The sequence below is a fragment of the Amycolatopsis tolypomycina genome (assembly GCF_900105945.1).
In the GTDB taxonomy this organism is placed as follows: Bacteria; Actinomycetota; Actinomycetes; order Mycobacteriales; family Pseudonocardiaceae; genus Amycolatopsis; species Amycolatopsis tolypomycina.
Map to the genome: position 1 here is coordinate 85,329 of NZ_FNSO01000002.1, position 21,233 is coordinate 106,561.

The following is a 21,233-nucleotide window of genomic DNA, read 5'->3' on the forward strand; positions in this document are numbered from 1 at the left end:
CAGATAGTTGAGCGTTGTATGAAACTCGGCATCTACAGCTTCGGCGACCGCGCGCCGGACCCGCACACCGGCGCACAGCCCACGTGGCGCAGACGCTGGCCGACACGCTCGAGCGGATCAAGCTGGCCGACGAGCTGGGCCTCGGCTTCTACGGCCTCGGCGAGCACCACCTCGACCAGTACGCGATCTCCAACCCGGGCACCGTCCTGGCCGCCGCCGCGAGCGTGACGAACCAGATCACCCTCAGCTCCGCCGTCACCGTGCTGAGCACCGAGGACCCGGTCCGCGTCTACCAGCAGTTCACCACGCTCGACCAGCTCAGCCACGGCCGCGCCGAGCTGCTCGCCGGGCGCGGGTCGTTCACCGAGTCGTTCCCGCTGTTCGGCAACGACCTCGGCGACTACGACGAGCTCTTCGAGGAGAAGCTCGCCCTGCTCCTGCGCATCGACCGCGAAGACCCGCTGACCTGGTCGGGCAAGTTCCGCCCGCCGCTGGAGAACGCGCGGATCCTGCCGCGGCCGTACGGCAGGCGCCTGCGCATCTCGGTCGGCACCGGCGGCAACCCCGAGTCGTCGATCCGCGCCGGCCTGCTCGGCCTGCCGGTGGTCTACGCGGTGATCGGCGGGCAGCCCGAGCGCTTCGCGCCGCTGGTCGACCTCTACCGGCAGGCCGGCGAGGCCGGGGAACAGGACCCGGCCGACCTGCACGTCACCATGGGCGCGATCGGCTTCGTCGCCGAGAAGTCCCAGGACGCCAAGGAAACCTTCTACCCGTACTGGCTCGAGACGATGAAGTACGGCGCCCGCGCCCGCGGCTGGGCGGTCCCGACGCGCGCCGAGTACGACGAATACACCCGCGACGCGAACGCGCTGTTCGTCGGCAGCCCCCAGGAGATCGCCGAACGCCTGATCACCGTCGGCAAGCTCACCGGCGCGGACCGGTACGCGATGCAGATGGACTGGTCCGGCGTGCCGCACGCCGAGGTCATGCGCGCGATCGAACTCCTCGGCACCGAGGTGCTTCCGTTGGTGGAAAAGGAGTTCTAGACGTCGTTCGCGGCGATGTAGCCGAACGTCATCGCCGGGCCGATGGTCGACCCGGCGCCGGCGTAGCTGTGGCCCATCACCGCCGCGCTCGCGTTGCCTGCCGCGTACAGGCCGCGGATCACGGAGCCGTCCGGGCGGAGCACCCGCGCCCGGGCGTCGGTGCGCATGCCGCCCTTCGTGCCGAGGTCGCCGGGGACGAGCCGCAGCGCGTAGTACGGTGCGCTCGCCAGCGGGGCCAGGCACGAGTTGGGCGTCACCGCCGGGTCCGTGTAGTAGTGGTCGTACGCACTCGCGCCGCGCCGGAACTCGGTGTCCACACCGGACCGCGCGAAGCCGTTGAATCGGTCCACAGTGGACTTCAAGGCGGCCGCCGGGACGCCGATCCGCGTGGCGAGGTCCGGCAGCGTCGACGCCTTGAACACCGCGCCGGCGGCGTACCAGGCGTCCGGGAACGGCAGCAGCGGCGCGATGTCGCGGAACAGGTACCGGTTGCGGTAGTTCTGGTCGACGATCAGCCACGCCGGGATGTCGGGGGCCGTCGGGTTCTTGTCGTACATGGTGTGCACGACGTCGCTGTAGGGCGCGGCTTCGTTGACGAACCGCTGCCCGGCCTGGTTCACGATCAGCCCGCCGGGCAGGGTCCGTTCGGCCAGGCAGAAGTACGGGTCGCCGGGGGTCGGGATGGCCGGGCCCCACCAGGCGTCGTCCATCAGGTCGAGGGCGGCGCCGGCCCGCTGCCCGGCGCGGTGGCCGTCGCCGGTGTTCTCCTTCGCGCCGACGGTCCAGTCGGTGCCGATCGGCTGCCGCTGGTACTGCGCGCGCATGGCGGCGTTGTGCTCGAACCCGCCGGAGCCGACGATCACGCCGCGCCGCGCCCGCACCAGCCCGGTCGGTGTCAGGACACCGGTGACCGCGCCGTCTTCGACGTTCAGGTCGACGAGCGGGGTGTTCAGCAGCACCGGGACGTTCGCCCGGAGCAGGCCGACGCGCAGCCCGGCGGCGAGCGACTGCCCCATGGTGAGCGGCTTCTGCCCGGCCAGCGCGGCCGCGGTGCCGCGGGCGAGACACTCCGCGGCGACGGCGGCGCCCTTGGCGTTCACCAGTGCGAGGTTCAGCCACTTGTAGTCGGCGCTGAAGACGACGAGCCCGGCCGGCGTGGCGAGGTAGGGCGGGTTCAGGTTGGCCAGTTCGGCGCCCAGCAGGCGGCCGTCGAGCACGTCCGGCTCGATCGACCGGCCGCCCGGCAGCCCGCCGGGGAGCTCCGGGTAGTAGTCGGAGTAGCCGTCCATGAAGCGGAACCGCAGCGGGCTGTTGGCCATGACGAAGGAGAGCATGGCCGGGCCGTGGCGCAGGAAGGCATCCTGCCGCGCGGCCGGGACATCCGGCCCGACGACGGCGGCGAGGTACTGCGCGGCCTTGGCGGGCGTGTCGGGCACGCCGGCGGCGAGCAGCACCTGGTTGTTGGGGATCCAGATCCCGGCCCCGGACCGCGCGGCGGAACCACCGAAGGTGGGCGCCTTTTCGAGGACGACGACGCTCAGCCCGCGCTTGGCCGCGGTGAGCGCGGCGGTCATGCCGGCGGCCCCGGACCCGACGACGACAACGTCGTACTCGCCGAGCGGCGCCGCGGCCGCCGGGGACGCAAGCCCGGCGGTGACGGCGAGGCCCACCCCGGCGGCGCTGCCGCGGAGGAGCTGACGGCGGGTCAGGTCGGCATCCATGGCGACTCCTCGCTCGCGGAAACGGCGAGGGACATGGTCTACGCCCGAGCAACGGAACTGGAACAGGTTCTACCCGACTGGAGCAGTGACGGCCGGGATCGCTCGGCCGGTGGCGCCAAGGGGAACCGGCATTCGGCGCAGGCTCGACCCGGCAGCGCCGCCGACCGCGACCGGCCCGGCCGCAACCCGCCTGACCGCCGTCGGCCCCTTCAGGCCGACCAGGTCACCGGCACCTCCTCCGGCCCCCGCACCGACAGCGGCGGCCGCCAGGCGATCTCCTCCGCCGGTACCGCCAACGCCAGCCCCGGCAGCCGCTCCACCAGGGCCCGTAGCGCTATCTCGCCCTCCAGTCGCGCCAGGGCCGCACCCAGGCAGAAGTGGATTCCGTACCCGAAGCCCAGCTGCTGCGCGTCCTTGCGGCGGATGTCGAACTCGGCCGCCGACGGGAACGCGTTCTCGTCGCGGTTCGCCGCTCCGACGTGGGCCAGTACCGCCTCGCCACGGCGGACCAGGACCCCGCTCAGCGTCACGTCCTCCAGCGCCACCCGCAGCAACGACGAGTCGACCGGGCCGTCGAAGCGCATGATCTCCTCGATCGCGCCCGGCGTCAGCGAGGCGTCCGCGCGCAACGCCGCCAGCTGCTCCGGGTGCCGGCACAGCAGGACCACTCCGCAGCCGATCAGGCTCACCGTCGTCTCGTGGCCCGCCAGCAGCAGTTGCGTGGCGAGGTCGATCAGCTCCGGCTCGGTGAGGCGGTCGCCGTCCTCGTCCCTGGCGTGCACCAGTGCGCTCAGGAAGTCGTCCGCCGGGCGGGCCCGCTTCTCCGCCACCAGCGCTCCCATGTCCTCCGCGCCGTCGCGGCGGGCCTGCTCGACGTCGGCCGGGGCGTGCTGCATCGGGGTCACGATCACGCGGGACCACCGGCGGAACCGCTCGCGCCCGGAGAACGGGACGCCGAGCAGCTCGCACATCACGAGCGTCGGCAGCGGGAAGGCGAACTCCTCGGCCAGGTCCGCCGGCGGGCCGTGGGCGATCATCGCCGTCAGGAGCTCGTCGGCGATCTGCTCGATCCGGGGCCGGAACGCGGCGATCCGGCGGACCGTGAACGCCTGCGCCGACAGCCGCCGCAGGCGGGTGTGGTCGGGCGGGTCCATGTTGAGGATGCTGTGCTCGCCGGTCGAGAAATCACCCGGCTCGATGAGGCACGGCGCGCCCGGGTACAGCAGGTTGCGGCTGAACCGCGGGTCGGAAAACACCGTCCGGACGTCTTCGTAGCGCGTCACCAGCCAGCCCTCGTGCCCGCTGGGGAACGCGATCCGGGACACCGGCGGGTGCCCGGCGTAGACCTCCCCCATCGGGACGGCGGGATGGTCCTTCTCGGCGGGATACACAGCGGTCATGCCGCCGATGATGAGCGTCGCTCCCGCCGTCGCGGAAGGCGGCGGACCCCGGAAAACCCGTCCGGACGCCGGAAACCGCCCGGACGGCCGCACGACGTCCATTGTAGACACCAGATCCCAAGTTGACGACACCCTCATCTTGTGGCTAAGTTGAGGACATACTCAAATTAAGGAGGATCCCTTGCCGAAAGTGCTCGCCGTCCTGGGCGTCGGCCCCGGGCTCGGCCTGTCGGTCGCCCGCCGGTTCGGCCGCGAAGGCTTCACGACGGCGCTGGTTTCCCGCAGCGACGCCCGGCACGCGGACTACCGTGCGTCGCTGTCCGGGGTCCGCGCCCTCACCTACACGGCCGATGTCACCGACGAATCCCGGCTCCGCGACGTGCTCGTCCGCATCACCGCCGACGCCGGAGAGCTCGACACGGTGTACTTCGGGCCGGCCGACGCCACCGGCGGTGGCGGGATCACGCCCCTCACCGAAGCCGGCGCCGGCACCCTGCGCGCGACGTTCGACTCGATCGTCGCCCCGGCGGCGCAGCTGGTCGAAGCCGTGCTGCCCGGCATGCTGGCGCGCGGCTCGGGTTCGCTGCTGTTCGCCGGCGGCCTGAGCGGCAAGTACCCGATGCCGATGCTCGGCAGCCTGGCCCCGGCGTCGGCGGCGCTGCGGATGTACGTCCTCACGCTGCACGCGGCCCTGCAGGGCACCGGCGTCCACGCCGGGCTCCTGACCATCGGCGGCCTCATCGAGCGCGGCGACATCCACCGCGTGTTCACCGCGCAGGACCACGGCTTCGAGGTGGGCACGCTCGACCCGGACGACATCGCCGACCGGGCGTGGACGCTCTACACCGAGCGGGAAGCCGAAGCCGAGTTCAACGCGATGGCGGCGGTCTAGCCGAGGTAGGCGAGTTCCGGGTGCGCGGCGACGTAGGCGTCGAGCAGCCGCCGGGCGACCGGCACCGAGCCGACCAGCGGGTGCAGCGCGAACGCCCGCAGCGCCGCCGCCCGCGAACCCGTCGTCGCCGCTTCGAGCACCGCCCGCTCGACGGCCTTGACCGTCGTCACCAGGCCGAGCGCGTGGTCCGCCAGCGGCGCGGTGGCGAGCGGGCGGGCGCCGCCGGTGCCGACCTCGCACGGCACCTCGACGACCGCGTCCCCGGGCACGCCCGGGAGCGCGGAGCCGTTGCGGACGTTGAGGATCAGCGTCGTGCGCTCGCCGTGCGCGAGGGCCCGCATCAGGGCCAGCGCGACCTTCTCGTAGCCGCCACCCTCGAGATCGTCTCGCTCACCTTCGCGCGATTCGGCCATGTACGTCGCTTCGCGCTCCAGGCGCGTGCGTTCCCACGACGCCAGTGAGGGTGAAGCGTAGAAATCGCGTTGCTGCTCCAGCAGGAACGCTCCGCGCGACTCCGCTCCGGCGGCTTCGCGGGCGAAGTAGTAGTAGTGCAGGTATTCGTTCGGAACGGCGCCGAGCGTGCGCAGCCAGTCCGCGCCGAAGAGCTTCCCCTCTTCGAACGACTCGCACGCGGCGGTGTCGGCGAGCAGCCGCGGCAGGACGTCCTCGCCGCCGACGCGGACCGAGCGCAGCCAGCCGAGGTGGTTCAGGCCCGCGTAGTCGAACTTCGCCGTCTTCGCGTCGATCCCGAGGGCCCGGGCGACGCGGCGGCACAGCCCGGCCGGCGAGTCGCAGATGCCGATCACCCGGCCGCCGAGGTGCGCGGCCATCGCCTCGGTGACCAGCCCCGCCGGGTTGGTGAAGTTGATGACCCACGCGCGCGGCGCCAGCTCGCCGACCAGCCGCGCGAGGGCGACGGCGACCGGGACCGTCCGCAGCCCGTAGGCGATCCCGCCCGCGCCGGCCGTTTCCTGGCCCAGCACGCCTTCCGCGTGCGCGATCTGCTCGTCGAGCCGCCGTCCGCGCAGCCCGCCGACGCGGATGGCCGAGAACACGAAATCCACATCGGACAGTGCGGCCCGCAGGTCGGTGGTGGTGCGCACGCGCGGCGCGGCCGCGACCCCGGCGGCCTGCTCGGCCAGTACCCGTTCGACCGCCGCGAGGCGCCCGGCGTCGACGTCGTGCAGGACGAGCTCGGTGACCCCGCCGCCGTCGAGCAGCGCGCCGTGCACCAGCGGCACGCGGAACCCGCCGCCGCCGAGGATCGCCAGCCTCATCCGGCGACCCTAGCAGCCGGATTCACGCAATCCGTGGCCGAAAGGGCGCAGCGCTTGCGAATCTCGCGCCGCTGACGCAGGCTCGGGCCACCGTTGCGTGATCCCCTGGAGGCGCCCGTGCCGGCTGAGCCCGCACCCGACATCGATGTCTTCCTGTCCGGCCTGTTGTTCTTCGACCTGGTGTTCACCGGGCTCGAGCACCCGCCGGCCCCGGGCACGGAGGTGTGGACGGGCGGCATGGGCTCGGGACCGGGCGGGATCGCGAACTTCGCGGTCGCGCTGAGCCGCCTGGGCCTGCGGACGTCGCTGGCTGCGGCGTTCGGCACCGACGTCTACGGGCGCTACTGCTGGGACGTGCTGGGCAGGCAGGAGCACATCGACCTGTCGCGGTCGCGGCGGTTCCCGGAGTGGCACTCGCCGGTGACGGTCTCGCTGGCCTACGCCGGCGACCGCGCGATGGTCACCCACGGCCACCCGCCGCCCGTCCCGGTCGCGGAGCTGGCCGGCTCCCCGCCGCCGAGCCGCGCGACGGTGGCCCACATCGGCCTCGACACGGCCGAGTGGGTGCACACGGCGCACCAGGCGGGCAGCCTCGTGTTCGCCGACGTCGGCTGGGACCCGTCAGAGGCCTGGTCGCCCGCGCTGCTGGAGCAGCTGGCGTGCTGCCACGCGTTCCTGCCGAACGAGATCGAGGCGATGCGCTACACCCGCACGGACACGCCGGAGGCGGCGCTGGCCACGCTCGCGGAGCTGGTCCCGATCGCGGTGATCACCCGCGGCGGCGACGGCGTGCTGGCGGTGGACGAGACGACCGGCGAGACGGCGGCGGTCCCGGCCCTCCCGGTGGAGGTGCTGGACGCCACGGGCGCGGGCGACGTGTTCGGCGCGGGTTTCGTGGCCGCGACGCTGACGGGCTGGCCCCTGGTGGAGCGGCTGCGGTTCGCGTGCCTGACGGCGAGCCTGTCGGTCCAGCACTTCGGCGGCGCGCTGGCGGCCCCGGGCTGGCACGAGATCGCCCAGTGGCACGCGCGGACCCGCAGCCCGGAGTACGCGTTCCTGGACGAGGTGCTGCCGGCGGAGACGGTGGCGGGCATCCGCCGCGGCCCGGTGACCCTCGGCTTCGGCGACGACAGCTGGCGCTGACCGGAGACCGGGGCCAGGCCGGACGCCGTGCCGGGTTGGGCCGGGCTCCCGGGTTGAGCCGGGCGAGGCCGGGCCACGCTCCGGGCTGGACTCCTGGCCCTGGCCGCTCCGTGCCGAGCCGCGCTCCAGCCCGGGCCGAGCGAGGCCGGGCCACGCTCCGGGCTGGACTCCTGGCCCTGGCCGGGCCACGCTCCAGGCCGAGCCGCGCTCCAGCCCGGGCCGAGCGAGGCCGGGCCACGCTCCGGGCTACCGGGTGGGCGGGGCAGGCTCCGGCCCCGCCCACCCGGTCTGCGCGAGTCAGCGTCTTCGGGCGGCGGCCGCGGGGGCGCCCCCCGAATTCCACTCTACCGGCGACCACCGACAATTCCCGGCGCTCGCAGGCGGGACGTTCACCCGACCGAGACCCGCAAAAGCCGGTTGTGGCTGTTGTGCGGCACGCCGTCCTTGTCACCGTCCACACTGGTCGCCAGCCACAGCCCGCTGTCCGGGGCCGGCTCGACCGTGCGCAACCGGCCGTACGTCCCGGTGAAGAACGACTGGACGTTCGTCAGCGTGTCCCCGCTGATCACGGTCCGGTACAGCCGCGCCCCGCGCTCGCAGGCCACGTACAGCGCGTCGCGGACGATCGCGATTCCGCTGCACGATGCCTGCGCCACCGGGTACGTCTGCTTCGGCGCGACGAACCCGTCGCACGATCCCGACGTCCCCTCGCACGACGGCCAGCCGTAGTTGCCGCCCTTCACGATCAGGTTCGTCTCGTCCATGACGTTGTTGCCGAACTCCTGCTCCCACAGCCTGCCCTGGGCGTCGAACGCCAGGCCCTGGATGTTGCGGTGCCCGTAGCTCCACACCGCATTCCGGAACGGGTTGTCCGACGGGATCGAGCCGTCCGGGTTGATCCGCAGCACCTTCCCGTTGAGGCTGCTGGTGTTCGGCGCGGTGCTGGTGTTCTGCGCGTCGCCGGTGCCCGCGAACAGGTACCGGCCGTCCGGGCTGAACCGCAGCCGGCCGCCGTTGTGGTACTTGTTGCGCGCGATGCCCGTCAGCAGCACCTGCTCGGTGTTCGTGAGCAGCGCGCCGGCGGCCGGGTCGTACTGGATCCGCACGATCCGGTTGTCCGTGGCCGAGGTGTGGAAGAGGTACAGCCAGTGGTCCGTGGCGAACGACACCGGGTTGATCTCCAGGCCCAGCAGGCCGCCTTCGCCGTCGGTGTTCTGCACGCCGGGCACGGTGCCGATCGTCTTCTTCGCCCCGGTCGCCGGGTTCAGGTGGACGATGTCGTGCGCGTCGCGCTGGTTGTAGAGGATCGTGCCGTCCGGCAGCGTCACCAGGCCCCACACGACGTCGTCGTCGGTGGCGATCTCCGTCGCGCCGCAGACGCCCTGCGCCGGCGTGCAGTCCGACCCGGCGCGGGTGGTGACGTCCAGGACCGGCGTGCTCGGCTCGCTGAGGTTGCCGTTGCGGTCGACGGCCCGCACCTGCAGGTGGTACGCCGTGTTCGGGGTCAGGCCGCCGAGGGTGGTGCTCGTCGTGTCCGACGTCCCGATCTGGGTGCCCGCGTGGTAGATGCGGTAGCCGGTGACGCCGGTGTCGTCGGTCGACGCCGTCCACACGAGACCGATCGACGTGCTGTTCACCGCGGTGGTGCGCAGGTTCGCCGGCGCGGACGGCGGCGTGTGGTCGTCCGACGGCGGCGTCTTGACGGCCAGCGTGCCGCTGGCCTGCGACACGTTGCCCGCCGCGTCCCGCGCGTTGACGTAGAAGCCGTAGGTCCAGTTCGGGCCGAGGTTGCCGCAGGTCGCCGTCAACGCGCCGGTCGTGCTCGCGCAGAGCTGGCCGTCGCGGTAGACGTCGTAGCCGGTGACGCCGACGTCGTCGGTCGCCGCGGTCCACGAGATCGTCGCGCTGCTCGAGGTGACGCCCACGAGCGTCGGCGTGCCGGGCGGCGACGGCGGCTGGACGTCCCCGGCCGCGCCGTAGACGCCGAACTCCTGCAGCGAATAGCCCCTCGACGCGTCGGTGCGGCACCGTTTCGTGCCGTACACCCGGACGTAGCGGCCGGTGCCGTCCAGTGCGGTCAGGTCCTCGACGCCGCCCTTGCCCGCGGTCGTCGCGTAGATCTTCGTCCACGTGACACGGTCGGTGGACGTGGCGATTTCGTAGGCGGTGGCGCAGGAAGCGTCCCACTGCAGCCGGACGCGGCTGATGTGCATCGCCGCGCCGAGGTCGACGTAGATCCACTGTGGATCGACGCCGGCCACGCTGGCCCAGCGGGTGCCCGAGTTGCCGTCGACCGCGTTCGCCGCCGGGCAGCACCCGCCCGACGACGACACCGTGACGGGCTTTCCCCGCGACAGCAACGGGTCGGCGGCGTCCGCCGGCCCGGTGATCGTCATCCCGGCGACGAGCGCAAGCGCGATCGCCCCCACTCGAATCCGTCTGCTCATTCCGTCCTCCGTGTCGGTGAGTGACGGCGGAGCGCTCCGGGATCGCGCCAGGCGACCTCGAAAAAACCTTACGAGGTGACCGTCCGGGTGGTCAACTCCCGTCCCGTTCGACGGAAAGCGTGTTCAGCCGCCCAAGGAAACCGCGGATGTACCCGGCGATGGCGTCGAGGTGCGTTTCCAGCGCGAAATGGCCGGAATCGAGCAGGTGGATTTCGGCGTCGGGCAGGTCGCGGGCGTAGGCGCGGGCGCCGTCGGCGATGAAAATTTCATCGTTTCCGCCCCAGACGGCGAGCAGCGGCACCCGGCTCGTGCGGAAGTATTCGTGGAACTTCGGGTACAGGCCGATGTTGTGGTGGTAGTCCGCGAGCAGCGCCTGCTGGATCGCCGCCGCGCCCGGCCGGTCGAGCAGTGCCTGGTCGTGGATCCAGACGTCCGGGCTGACCAGCGTCGGGTCGGGCACGCCGTCGAGGTACTGCGCCTTGGTCGCGTCGAGGGTGACCATGCCGCGCAGGTCGTCCTCGGTCAGCGTGCCGGCGGCCAGCTTCTGCGGCAGGCCGGCGCCCAGGCCGTCGACGTAGGCGTTGCCGTTCTGCGTGACGATCGCGGTCACCCGGTCCGGGTGCGCGGCGGCGATGCGCAGGCCCACCGGCGCACCGAAGTCCTGGATGTAGAGCGCGAAGCGGCCGAGGCCGATCCGGTCGAGCAGGCCGAGGGTGAGGTCGGCGAGCGCGTCGAAGGTGTAGGTGAAGTCGCTGACGGACGGCGCGTCGGACGCGCCGGCGCCGAGGTAGTCCGGCGCGACGACGTGGTAGCGGTCGGCCAGCGCCGGGATGAGGTGCCGGAACATGTGCGAGCTCGTCGGGAAGCCGTGGAGCAGCACGATCGTGGGCGCGTCGGCGGGGCCGGCCTCCCGGTAGAACAGCCGGTGCCCGGCAACGGTGGCGTAGCGGTGGTGAACGGTGACCACGGCGGTCTCCTCTCATGGTTATCTTTATATTTATCCATGAGATGACATAGGCTGTCAACGGTCGGGGACACTGCGGGCACGGACTTCGGGAGGCGGACATGGTCACGACGGCACCCGGCGAGGACCGCTCGCCGGCATTGGCGCTGGTCAACACCCGGCGCGTGGCGGCGGACGACCTGGCCACGCCGGCGCTTGCCGCGGCATGGCTGGGTGCGCACGGGCTGACGGCGGAGGTCCCCGACACGGCCGCGCTGAGCCGCCTGACGGACCTGCGGGAGGCGATCCGCGAGCTGCTCCGCTCCCCTGACGCGGCGGCCGTGTCGACGGTGAACGCGGCGGCCCGCGCGGACGGCGCCGCACTGGCGTTGACCTGGCGTGACGGCCCGGTCCGCGAGTGGGTCAGCACCCGGCCGGGCAGCCTGGACGCGGCGGTGGCGACCCTGGCACGCGACGCGATCGAGGTGGTCAGCGGCGAGCTCGGCCCGCTGGTCCGGCCGTGCGAGGCCCACGGCTGCATCCGGTATTACATCCGCGAGCACGCCCGCCGCCGCTGGTGCTCGACAACCTGCGGCGACCGAGTCCGAGCAGCCCGCCACCAGCGGCTGGTGGTGGAGCAGCGCGAAGGGACCAGCTGAGATTCCGCGGCCACCGCCGCGCGCCCTGCCGCGCCGCCGACGCGCGCCCGGCCGAAGCGCCCCGGACCAAAGTGCGCCGCCGCAGCCACGAGCCCTCCCGCCGAAGCGCCCCAATGTGGCGTTGGTTGCGCTCAACGCACCCAATGTGGCGTTCGGTGCGTCCAACGCACCGAACGCCACATTGGGGCGCATGGAACCGACCGGACCCCCGCGGCCGCGGTCAGTCGACCAGGGCGCCGCAGCTGATGTTGACCGTTGCCGCCGTCATTGCGGCCGCTCGGTCCGATGCCACGAAGGCCGCCGTCGCGCCCACGTCGGCCAGGGTTGCCGCGCGGCCGAGCATCGTCTTGCCCGCGATGCTCTGCTCGATCTCCGCCCTGGCCGCGAAGTCCGCCGGGAGCGTCTCCGGGATGCCGCCCGTGCGCAGCGTCACCGTGCGGATCCCGTGCGGGCCGAGCTCGGCGGCGAGCTGGCGGCGCATCGCCTCCAGCGCGTGGAACGCCACCTGCAGCCCGCCGACCGCGAACTCGCGCACCGGATCGCCCGCGCCCCCGAAGAACAGGATCGCGCCCGGGCGCCCGTCGGCGATCATCCGCCGGGCCGCCGCGCGGGCGGTCAGGAACTGGGTGCGCACGGCCGTCACCACCGGGCGCTCGTAGTCCGCGAGGGTCATGTCGACCAGCGGCGTGCCCTGGACGTCGCCGTGGCCGATGAGGTTGAACGAGACGTCGATCGGGCCCACGGCCGCGGCGTGCTCGTCGACCGAACGCTCGTCGAGGGCGTCGACCTCCGCCGTCTCGGCGAGACCGCCTGCCGCGCGGATGCGGTCGGCCACCTCGTCCAGCCGGGCCCGGGTGCGGCCGGCGAGGAACACCCGCGCCCCTTCCGCGGCGAAGGCGGTGGCGACGGCCGTGCCGATCCGCCCCGCGGCGCCGTAAACGATCGCGTTCTTGCCGGCGAGCAACGTCATGGAGTCCTCCGAATGTCCGGGTACGTTCACCGGTGCGTCGAACGGGCGCGCCCCGAATCGACACTCAAGGCCGCGGAACACCCACCGGGTTCGGCACGGTGACCAGCCCGCTGTCGACGACCGCCCGGCTCAGCGGCACGGCCAGCGCCAGCACCCGCTCGACCGCCGGTCCCAGCGCGGCCACCGGCGCCGCCGCGAGCCGGTCCGTGTCGTCCTCGAGCCGGCGGCGCAGCTCACGGCCGGCGCCGGTCAGGCGGCCGTCGGCGTCGAGGATGCCGCGGTCGCGCAGGCGGCCGGCCGCGGCGTCCCACTCCGCGTCCGACCAGCCGCGGTGGGGCTGGATGTCCGCCCGCGTGAGCACGCCGTCGCCGACGTGGGTGAGGGTGGTCTCCAAGCCGCCCAGCCCGGCGTGGACCGCGGCCAGGACGTGGCCGTCGCCGCGGTGCTCACGCAGGATCGTCGCCGCCAGCCACAGCCGCGCCAGTGGATCCTCCGGCATCAGCACGGCCGCCCACGCGGCCGCGAGCGGACGGCCGTCGAACGCGCACGCGTCCACCGCCCGCCACAGGAGCGAGCTCAGTTCCGAGACGTCGACGGCGACTCGGCGCAGCGCCGCCGCAACGGCCTCGATCCGGTCCCGGAGGACGGCGCCGGGCGCGGCGAAGGACCAGGCGTCCGGCAACGCCCGCGCGACCATCGCGGGCGCGAAGCCGAACAGCACGGCCGTCGCCGGTCCGGGACCGATCGGGCCCAGGGGCGCCAGCCGCCCCGCGAAGTACCCCATCCAGTAGCCGCGCAGGCCGGTCGCCTTCGCCGCGGCGGCCGTCTCGGGCGCGAAGTAGACGACGGCGTGCAGCGGTTCCACGGCCGCCCAGAGGCGACGAGCTGTCATGGCACTCCTCACGGGGTCAGCCGGTGCAGGTCGCGCGGGAAGAGCGTGACCTCACGGACGTTGGCGGCGCCGAGCAGCCGCGCTGTCCAGCGTTCCAGACCGAGGGCGAACCCGCCGTGGGGCGGCATGCCGTGCGCGAAGGCCTGCAGGTAGCCGGCGTACCGGGGCGCGGCCTCGCCCAGCACGGCGAGGTAGTCGGCGTGCCGGTGCAGGCGCTGGCCGCCGGTGACCAGTTCGACGCCGCGGAAGAGCAGGTCGAAGCTGTTCGAGTAGCCGGGTCGCGCGGGGTCCGGGTGGGTGTAGAAGGGCCGTTTCGCCATCGGGTAGCCGGTGACGAAGAGGAAGTCCGAACCGTGCTCCCGCAGCGCCCACGCCGAAAGCGCCCGCTCGTGCGCGGGAGCGAGGTCCGGCTCCCGCGTGTCCGCGCCGAGGAGTTCCAGCGCCGCCGCGAAGGGGATCTCCGGGATTTCGGCGGGCACGGTGACGAGCGCCGGGTCCGCCATCCCGGCGAGGACCTCGCAGGACGGCCATGACGTCGTGGTGGTCCCCGACGAACCCGAGTTCGACGTCGAAGCTGGTGTACTGCGCGAGGTGCCGGGCGGTGTCGTGCGGCTCGGCGCGGAAGACCGGGCCAGCCTGTTTGCAGAACTGCGGCGACTGCGCGAGGTAGGCGGGCCGGCCGAAGTAGTCGATGCCGAAGACGTTCGCGCCGGACTCGGTCGCCTCGGCCACGATCTTCGGCGTGTGCACCTCGGTGAAGCCGAGTGCGTCCAAAGTGGACCGAAACCCGCACACCGCGGCGGCGGCCACGGCGAAGCGCTCCTTCAGCGCGGGGTGCCGCAGGGCGACGGGCGCGTGGTCGAGGATCGTCGGCAGCGACGCGGCGAGCGCGGGCCGGTGCAGGTCGAGCGGCGATTTCGCGGCTTCGGCCAGCGTTTCCACGACGGGCTCGGTGAGTTCGACACCGCCGGGCGCGCGGTTGCCCACAAAGTGACCCACATGTGGACAACCTTCGGATGCGCGGGCCGAATTGCCGTCCTTGTCGGAGGGGGCCGGTAGACTGGACTCGGGACGCCCCCCAGGGAGGGTTGGGGCGCTTTTATCTCTCTTGCGCCGCCATGACAAGGCGTCCGCCGACGTGCCGAGGCAGGTCGACGGCCAGCACGCGAGAACTCATTTCGCCCTCCCAGCACGGATCCCTCGGGAGTGCGGGCGACGGGGGTAATCGCGGTGCCACCGCACTTTCACCGCCGGCAGGGCGGCCTCATCACGGCCCGGTGACGGGGGCCGGCCGGCGGGGCATGGGGCGCGCGGCGCCGTTCCTCCCCGCACTCCGGAGGGTCTTCGCCGCCCGGACACGGGACCGCCTTCCCAGCTACCGGCGGCTCTCTGGACCCGTGCGATCCGGGACTACTCGTCTCCATCAGCGCATTGCCGACCACGGTAACCGGCGGGAGGGGAGGACGCCCACGCATTTTCGGCCCCGGCGGGGGTGCGCGGGGCGGGGCGCGTGGGGCGGGCGCGCGGCGATGCGGCGCGGGGCGAGCGGGGCGCTCGGCGATGCGGCGCGGGGCGAGGCGGCGCGGGCGCGCGGGGCGGGGCGGGGGCTCGGCAATGCGGTCGGAAGCGACCACCCCCAAGCCCCCGGCGCGCCCCGACCTCCCCGACCCCGCAGCAGGCACTAACCAGCCAAACGTCACCCCCAAGCGACCGGCAGCTCTCGCACCCCGTACACGAGCGTGTTGTGCTTGAACTCCAGCTCCTCCCGCCCCACCCCCAACCGCAATTCCGGCACCCGCCGGAACAGGCCCGTCAAAGCCTCCTGCAGCTCCACCCGTGCCAGCTGCTGCCCCACGCACTGGTGCGCCCCGAAGCCGAACGCCACGTGGGTGCGGGGCGACTCGCGGTCGAAGTCCAGCTTGTCCGCTCCCGGGAACACCTCCTCGTCCCGGTTCGCCGAATTCAGCGCCGCCACCAGCCACTCGCCCGCGCGGACCCGGTGGGACCCGACCTGGACGTCCGATGTCGCCTGGCGCAGCACGCCCCACTGCACCACCGACAGGTACCTCAGCAGTTCCTCCACCGCCCGCTCCGGCGACGCCAGCACCACCTCGCGCTGCCCCGGGTGCTCCAGCAGCACCAGCGTGCTCAACGCGATCATGTTCGCCGTCGTCTCGTGGCCGGCCACCAGGAGACTCAGGCCGAGCACGACCAGCTCCTCCATCGTCAGGCCGGCCACGGACAGCCTGCTGAACAGGTCGTCCTGCGGATTCCGTTGCTTGGCCACGAACAACTCGGCCAGATAGCCCGACAGCGAGTCGTACGCCTGCTCGCCTTCCTCCCTCGTCGCGTCCGTGCTGACCAGCGTCGCGCTCTGGCGCTGGAAGTGCGCGCGGTCCGCGTACGGCACGCCGAGCAGCTCGCAGATCACCAGCGACGGGATCGGCAACGCGAACTCCTGCACCAGGTCCGCCCGCCCCGGCCCGGCGAGCATCGCGTCGAGGTGGCTGTCCACCAGCGAACGCACGTACCCGCGCAGCGCCTCCACGCGCCGCACCGTGAACTCCGGGATCACCTTCTTCCGGAGCCGGGAATGGTCGGCACCGTCCAGCTGGATGATCGACCCCGGGCTGACCTCGAAGTCGAGGTCCGCGTTGGGGTTCGCGTGCACCGAGGACGCGCCGCGCGAGCTCATCGTGCGGTCGGCGAGCACCGCGCGGACGTCGGCGTAACGCGTCACCAGCCACGCGTCCATGCCCGCCGGGCAGCGCACCTTCGACGTCGGCGCGGTTTCCCGCAGTGCGGCGTAGGTCGCGGGCGGGTCGAACGGGCAGCCGGCAGGCCGGGTCGTCGGGAGGGCCGGGGTTGCGGGTGCGGCCGTCACGGCGGATCACCTCTTTCTTCCGGTGGTCTCTGACCCTTCCACCATGGAGAAGACCGTGGGCCGGCCGCCGCACTTGCGACCCGGATGGCCTAGCGGGCGCCGTACGCGCCGCCGTTCACGTGGACGACCTGGCCGGTGAGGTGCGCGGCTTCCGGCGCCGCCAGGAACCGTACGGTGTCCGCGATTTCCTCCGGACGCCCCGCCCGCCCGTTGAGCGCCACCGAAAGCCGCGCCGCCAGCCATTCTTCGGTCAGCGTGCCGTGGAAGAACTCCGTGTCGAGGACGACGCCCGGCGCGACGACGTTGGCCGTCCCCGCGGCCCCCAGCTGCCGCGCGAGGTCGGTGTTCCACGCCTCGATCGCCGCCTTCGCCGCGCCGTACGAGCCGGAGCCCTGCTTCGCCGCGATGGAGCCGAGAGTCACGACACGCACGTTGTCCGCGAAGCGCGGCTTCAGCGCCGCGGTGACGAGCACGGCGGAAAGCACGTTGGCCTCGAAGTTCGCCTGCCACGCGTCGGCGAGCCCCTTGAGGTCGCCGGGCGCGGGCGCCTCGCGGACCCGGTCGGTGTTGCCGCCGGCGTTGTTGACCAGGACGTCCACCCGTGCGGGCAGGTCCGCCAGCGCGGCCTGCACCGCCGCCGGGTCGCTCGCGTCGAACGCCACTGCCCGCGCGCCGATCCGCTCCGCCGCCGCTTCGAGGACGTCCTTGCGCCGCCCGGTGACGGTCACCCGCTCGCCCGCCGCCGCGAACCGGCCGGCGATCGCCAGCCCGATGCCGGTGCCGCCCCCGGTGACCACGATTTCCCGCTGTTCGCTCATGTCGCCATCTTCGCCGAGGAAACCGCTTCCCCACCGGATTTTCCCGGCAAGCGGGACACGAACCCGCATTAGTTAAGAAACTTTACGAATAACTCTTGACGCACTGCCGAACCCCGGCGAACCTGGACCCACGCCGCAGTCAGAGTCCGCCCAGTCCCCCGGAGGCAGCATGACCCGGCGCGCGCTCGTGCTCGTCGCAACCCTGTTCCTCGCCCTCGCCGGCGCCGCAAGCGCGGACGCGGCCACCACCCAGCCGACCTTCCTCACCTTCTACGGCTGGTGGGACAACACCCCGCCCGGCGGGGACATCGCCTACCCGCAGATCCACGACACCGCGGGCGGCAAGGGCACCTACACCGACCCGATCACCTTCGCCACCAGCAGCGACGAGCTGAAGCCCGGCACCAAGGTCTGGGTCCCGCGGGTGAAGAAGTACTTCATCATGGAGGACGGCTGCGACGAGTGTTCCGACGACTGGAACAGCGAAGGCCCGAACGGCGGCCCCGGCCTGCGCCACATCGACCTCTGGCTCGGCGGCCAGGGCGGCAGCGCCTTCGACGCGATCGACTGCGAAGACGCGCTCACGCACTACAACCCCGACAACACCCCGGTCATGGAGCCGGTCGTCGTCGACCCGCCCTCGAACGAGCCGTACGACCCGACGCCGATCTTCGACACCAGCACCGGTGAGTGCTACGGCGGCGCGCAGCCGAACACCACGGTCGGCCAGTACCGCAACAACTCCACCGGCACCTGCCTGGCCGCCCCGAGCAGCGGCACGACGCTGAAGGTGGCCGCCTGCACCGGAACCGCCGAGCAGCGGTTCACCTTCCACGGCGCGTTCCTCGTGATCAACGACAGGTGCGCGGGCATCTCCGGCAGCTCGATCGTGCTGCAGACCTGCACCGGCGGCCCGGCACAGCAGTGGTCGATCAACCCCGACGGCACCATCTCCGACATCCAGAGCAGCAGCAAGTGCTTCCGCGCCTCCAGCACCACGCTCACCGCGGGCAGCTGCTCCGGCACCGCTGCCCGCTGGACGTTCACCCCGGCCGCCACCTCGGGCCTCACCGTGACGCCGTCGTCGGTGTCGGTCGCGCCGGGCGCTTCGGCGACGGCCACCGTGACCTCCGCCGAGGCCGCCACGCTCTCCGCGAGCGGCGCTCCCGCGGGCGTGACCGTGTCCTTCTCCCCCGCGTCGGTGCCGGCCGGCGGGACCTCGACCGTCACGGTCGCCGCCGCGGCCACCGCGGCCCCCGGCTCGGCGACGATCACCCTCACCGGCGGCACGAAGACGGCCTCGATGAGTGTCACCGTGACCGGCGGCTCGGAAGCCCTGCTCTCACAAGGGAAGCCCGCGACGGCGTCCTCCCTCGAATCGTCGTCGTACCCGGCGGGCGCGGCCTTCGACGGCAACCTGACGAGCACGCGCTGGGCGTCCAAGGAGGGCAGCAACGCGGAGTGGCTGCGCGTCGACCTCGGCGCGGCGAAGTCCGTCACGCACGTCAAGCTGAGCTGGGAAGCCGCGTACGGCAAGGCCTACAGCATCCAGACGTCCGCCGACGGCACGACCTGGACGACGATCTACACCACCACGAGCGGCAACGGCGGCACGGACGACCTCACCGGCCTGACCGGCACCGGCCGGTACGTCCGGATGAACGGCGTCACGCGCGGCACGTCGTACGGCTACTCGCTGTACGAGATGCAGGTGTACGGACCGGCATAGTTGCCAGACCGGCAACAGGGTTTGCCTTCTCGGGGACGTTGTCCGCATGCTCGGAGGACGTCCTTGAGGAGGAACCATGTCCCACGACCACCCGATGACCGTCGACGCCATGCTCAAGCAGGACTTCTGGGAAGCGCTGTACCAGCGTGACGAGCACCGGATCTGGAGCGGGAACGTCAACGTCAACCTGCGCACCGAGGTCGAAGGGCTGAAACCCGGGCACGCGCTCGACCTCGGCAGCGGCGAGGGCGGCGACGCGATCTGGCTCGCGAAGCAGGGCTGGACGGTCGACGGTGTCGACATCTCGACCATCGCGCTCGCCCGCGCCGCGGAAGCCGCCGCCGAGGCGGGCGTGACCGTGAACTGGCTGCACCGCAACATCCTCGAGTGGCGGCCGGAAGCGCAGTACGACCTGGTCTCGGCGCAGTACATGCACCTCCCGCCGGACCTGCGCCGCGACGTCTTCACGGCGGCCGCGGCGGCGCTCCGGCCGGGCGGCTCGCTGCTGGTCGTCGGGCACTCGCCGAAGGCCATGCGGCAGTTCGACGGCCAGAAGCCGCCGGAGGAGCTGTACTTCGAGCCCGAGGAGATCACCGGCTACCTCGGCGACCCGTGGCAGTGGGTGGTCGAGACGTGCGAGACACGCGGCGAGGGCCACCACACCGACGCCGTCTACCGCGCGCGGCGCCTGGAGTCCTGACCCGCGAACGGGGGCACTTTCACGTGAAAGTGCCCCCGTTCGGGAGTGGATCAGGCGAGCTCGAGGCCGTAGGCCTGCAGCTCGAGGGTGAGCGGGTAGAAGTAGCTGGTCTGGGTGTCGCCGCCGGACAGCGTGCCGAGGCCCTTCGAGCCGTCGTACGCGGGGCCGCCGGAGTCGCCGTGGTCGGTGTGCGCGGTGGTGCCGAACTCGTGGTTGAGCACGCCGACGTCGAAGTTGACCGACTCGTCGACCGAGGTCACCTCGCCGCTGCCGCCGCCGGTGGTCGAGCCCTGCTTCTGGATCTGCTCGCCCACGGTCGGCGTGGCCGCGCTGGTGATCTGCTGGCCGGTGTTGATCTCGCCGGGGCCGGTGCCGTTCGGGCGGGTCAGCAGGCCGGAGTCGGCGCCGGGGCAGTCGCTTTCGACGACCTGCGCGCCGGAGACGTCGCCGCCGGACCAGGTGCCGCCGAGGTTGGTGCAGTGGCCCGCGGTGAGCAGGAACGGCGAGCCGCCGCGGGTCACGTTGAAGCCGAGCGAGCAGCGGCCCTGGCTGTTCTGGATCGCGTCGCCGTCGGCGATGTACAGCTCCAGCTTCCCGGTGCGGTGCTCGACGCGGACGCTGTCGCCGTACTTCGCGGCGGCCGCGGAGACCTTGTCGGCGGCCTCCTTGCCGGCCGCGTCGTAGACCTTCACCACGACCTGGTTGGTCTTGGTGTCGATGCCCCACGCGGTCTGCGGCACGTTCTTGACCGCGTCCAGCTCGTTCTTGACGCTCGTGAGCGCGGCGAAGGTGTGCTTGACCTTCTTCGCGGTGAAGCCGGCGGCCTGCACCTGCTGCATCGCGGCGTCGTCGACGACGTTCACGACGGCCTTGCCGTTCTCGAGGTAGATGCCGCCGGACGCGGCGCCGAGGGCGTTCGCGACCTGGGTGGCGCCGGTGATGGCGTGGGCCTGCAGCTCGGCGAAGGCCAGCGGGGACGCGGTGGCCACCGAAGCACAAACACCGCTGGTCAGCGCGGCGGCCGACAAGACGGCGAAGGTCTTGAGAGCGGTCTTCCGGGGAGTCATCAACTTCCTCCAGGGTTGCCGTTGAAGCCTGTGCCGACACTTTCGTTGCCAGGCAACCAACGCACTACCGACGAAGGTTGGTTAATAACCAAGGGAACCGGACATACCACTCAGACCGCCCCGAACGGCCTACCGCGTCACCCCGTTGGGCCTACTCCCGCGGCCAACGGACGTGGTCTTCGTAGCCGGGGTTCTTCTTCAGGTACCCGGCGATGAACGGGCAGACCGGCACGATCGTCCCGCCGCGGGCGACGACGTCGTCGAGCGCGCCCGCCGCCAGTACCTTGCCCAGGCCCTGCCCGGCGAAGGCGTCGTCGATCTCGGTGTGCGTGAACACCGTGAGGTCGCCGCGCCGGTCGTACGCGGCGAAGCCCGCCAGCTTGTCCGCCGCCCACAGCTCGTAGCGGTTCTCGCCGGGGTTGTCGACCACCCGGTTTTCCTCGGTCATCTGCTCTCCTCGTTCGGTGACACCACCATCGTGCGACGGCCGGCCACCGCGCGCCGACCGGGCCGGGAACGCCGCTGCGCCGGCCGGGGGAAGTGCTCGTCCCGTTCGTGTGCTTCGCGGCTGTTCCCCTTGGCGGGCACCGCGACCGGCTGGTTGCCTCGCGGGGTGCCTGATCAGCCGTTCGTCCTCCCCGAGTT

The 21,233-nt window shown here is 72.4% G+C and carries 16 protein-coding genes and 2 pseudogenes; 6 read left to right on the forward strand and 12 right to left on the reverse strand.

Annotated elements, in window-relative coordinates; all coding sequences use genetic code 11:
• Positions 1–18: 18 nt before the first annotated feature.
• A pseudogene (locus BLW76_RS01945) lies at positions 19–1,046 on the forward strand (LLM class flavin-dependent oxidoreductase).
• Here the strand turns inward: BLW76_RS01945 and kstD are convergent.
• Both kstD and BLW76_RS01955 read right to left on the reverse strand, forming a co-directional pair.
• Complete coding sequence (gene kstD / locus BLW76_RS01950; RefSeq protein ID WP_091304137.1) at positions 1,043–2,767, reverse strand: 3-oxosteroid 1-dehydrogenase; 1,725 nt, start codon at positions 2,765–2,767, stop codon at positions 1,043–1,045. The pseudogene BLW76_RS01945 and the gene kstD sit on opposite strands and share 4 nt — an antisense overlap.
• A gap of 209 nt (positions 2,768–2,976) precedes the next feature.
• Entirely contained in the window at positions 2,977–4,167 is a 1,191-nt protein-coding gene (locus BLW76_RS01955; RefSeq protein WP_091304717.1) for a cytochrome P450, read from the reverse strand.
• Positions 4,168–4,357: 190 nt separating this feature from the next.
• Here BLW76_RS01955 and BLW76_RS01960 point away from each other — a divergent pair, with 190 nt between their 5' ends.
• A complete protein-coding gene (locus tag BLW76_RS01960) occupies positions 4,358–5,059 on the forward strand; it encodes an SDR family NAD(P)-dependent oxidoreductase (protein WP_244170054.1) in 702 nt (233 codons plus the stop codon).
• Here BLW76_RS01960 and BLW76_RS01965 read toward each other — a convergent pair.
• Positions 5,056–6,336, reverse strand: coding sequence for a 6-phospho-beta-glucosidase (locus BLW76_RS01965; protein ID WP_091304139.1), 1,281 nt, complete (start codon positions 6,334–6,336; stop codon positions 5,056–5,058). The genes BLW76_RS01960 and BLW76_RS01965 overlap by 4 nt on opposite strands.
• A gap of 117 nt (positions 6,337–6,453) precedes the next feature.
• Here BLW76_RS01965 and BLW76_RS01970 point away from each other — a divergent pair, with 117 nt between their 5' ends.
• Positions 6,454–7,479 carry a carbohydrate kinase family protein gene (locus tag BLW76_RS01970; protein WP_091304140.1) on the forward strand — a complete coding sequence of 342 codons (1,026 nt, stop codon included), beginning with the start codon at positions 6,454–6,456 and terminating at the stop codon, positions 7,477–7,479.
• A gap of 389 nt (positions 7,480–7,868) precedes the next feature.
• Here BLW76_RS01970 and BLW76_RS01975 read toward each other — a convergent pair whose 3' ends face one another.
• Both BLW76_RS01975 and BLW76_RS01980 read right to left on the reverse strand, forming a co-directional pair.
• The gene (locus BLW76_RS01975) at positions 7,869–9,926 is read right to left on the reverse strand and encodes a PQQ-dependent sugar dehydrogenase (protein ID WP_244170017.1); all 2,058 of its coding nucleotides are present in this window, start codon (positions 9,924–9,926) and stop codon (positions 7,869–7,871) included.
• Between the two features lie 91 nt (positions 9,927–10,017).
• Positions 10,018–10,893, reverse strand: a complete 876-nt coding sequence (locus BLW76_RS01980) for an alpha/beta fold hydrolase (RefSeq protein ID WP_091304142.1) — start codon at positions 10,891–10,893, stop codon at positions 10,018–10,020.
• A gap of 98 nt (positions 10,894–10,991) precedes the next feature.
• Here BLW76_RS01980 and BLW76_RS01985 point away from each other — a divergent pair, with 98 nt between their 5' ends.
• A complete protein-coding gene (locus tag BLW76_RS01985) occupies positions 10,992–11,528 on the forward strand; it encodes a CGNR zinc finger domain-containing protein (RefSeq protein ID WP_091304143.1) in 537 nt (178 codons plus the stop codon).
• A 220-nt stretch (positions 11,529–11,748) separates the two neighbouring features.
• Here BLW76_RS01985 and BLW76_RS01990 read toward each other — a convergent pair whose 3' ends face one another.
• The 5 genes and pseudogenes from BLW76_RS01990 to BLW76_RS02010 form a co-directional block, all read right to left on the reverse strand.
• The gene (locus BLW76_RS01990) at positions 11,749–12,498 is read right to left on the reverse strand and encodes an SDR family NAD(P)-dependent oxidoreductase (protein ID WP_091304144.1); all 750 of its coding nucleotides are present in this window, start codon (positions 12,496–12,498) and stop codon (positions 11,749–11,751) included.
• Between the two features lie 64 nt (positions 12,499–12,562).
• Positions 12,563–13,390: an SCO6745 family protein gene (locus tag BLW76_RS01995; RefSeq protein ID WP_091304145.1), complete on the reverse strand. Its 828-nt coding sequence runs from the start codon at positions 13,388–13,390 to the stop codon at positions 12,563–12,565.
• 8 nt (positions 13,391–13,398) lie between these two features.
• Positions 13,399–14,567 (reverse strand): annotated as a pseudogene (aspS, locus tag BLW76_RS50750) (aspartate--tRNA(Asn) ligase).
• A 519-nt stretch (positions 14,568–15,086) separates the two neighbouring features.
• Entirely contained in the window at positions 15,087–16,274 is a 1,188-nt protein-coding gene (locus BLW76_RS02005; RefSeq protein WP_091304146.1) for a cytochrome P450, read from the reverse strand.
• Between the two features lie 89 nt (positions 16,275–16,363).
• Complete coding sequence (locus tag BLW76_RS02010; RefSeq protein ID WP_091304147.1) at positions 16,364–17,092, reverse strand: SDR family oxidoreductase; 729 nt, start codon at positions 17,090–17,092, stop codon at positions 16,364–16,366.
• 169 nt (positions 17,093–17,261) lie between these two features.
• Between BLW76_RS02010 and BLW76_RS02015 the strand changes: the two genes are divergently transcribed.
• The gene (locus tag BLW76_RS02015) at positions 17,262–18,821 is read left to right on the forward strand and encodes a discoidin domain-containing protein (protein WP_091304148.1); all 1,560 of its coding nucleotides are present in this window, start codon (positions 17,262–17,264) and stop codon (positions 18,819–18,821) included.
• 76 nt (positions 18,822–18,897) lie between these two features.
• Complete coding sequence (locus BLW76_RS02020; RefSeq protein WP_091304149.1) at positions 18,898–19,521, forward strand: SAM-dependent methyltransferase; 624 nt, start codon at positions 18,898–18,900, stop codon at positions 19,519–19,521.
• A 50-nt stretch (positions 19,522–19,571) separates the two neighbouring features.
• On the opposite strand, the gene BLW76_RS02025 is transcribed toward BLW76_RS02020, so the two are convergent.
• On the reverse strand, positions 19,572–20,588 hold the full coding sequence (locus BLW76_RS02025) for a S1 family peptidase (protein ID WP_091304150.1): 1,017 nt from the start codon (positions 20,586–20,588) through the stop codon (positions 19,572–19,574).
• Between the two features lie 151 nt (positions 20,589–20,739).
• The gene (locus tag BLW76_RS02030) at positions 20,740–21,036 is read right to left on the reverse strand and encodes a GNAT family N-acetyltransferase (protein WP_091304151.1); all 297 of its coding nucleotides are present in this window, start codon (positions 21,034–21,036) and stop codon (positions 20,740–20,742) included.
• Positions 21,037–21,233: the final 197 nt, after the last annotated feature.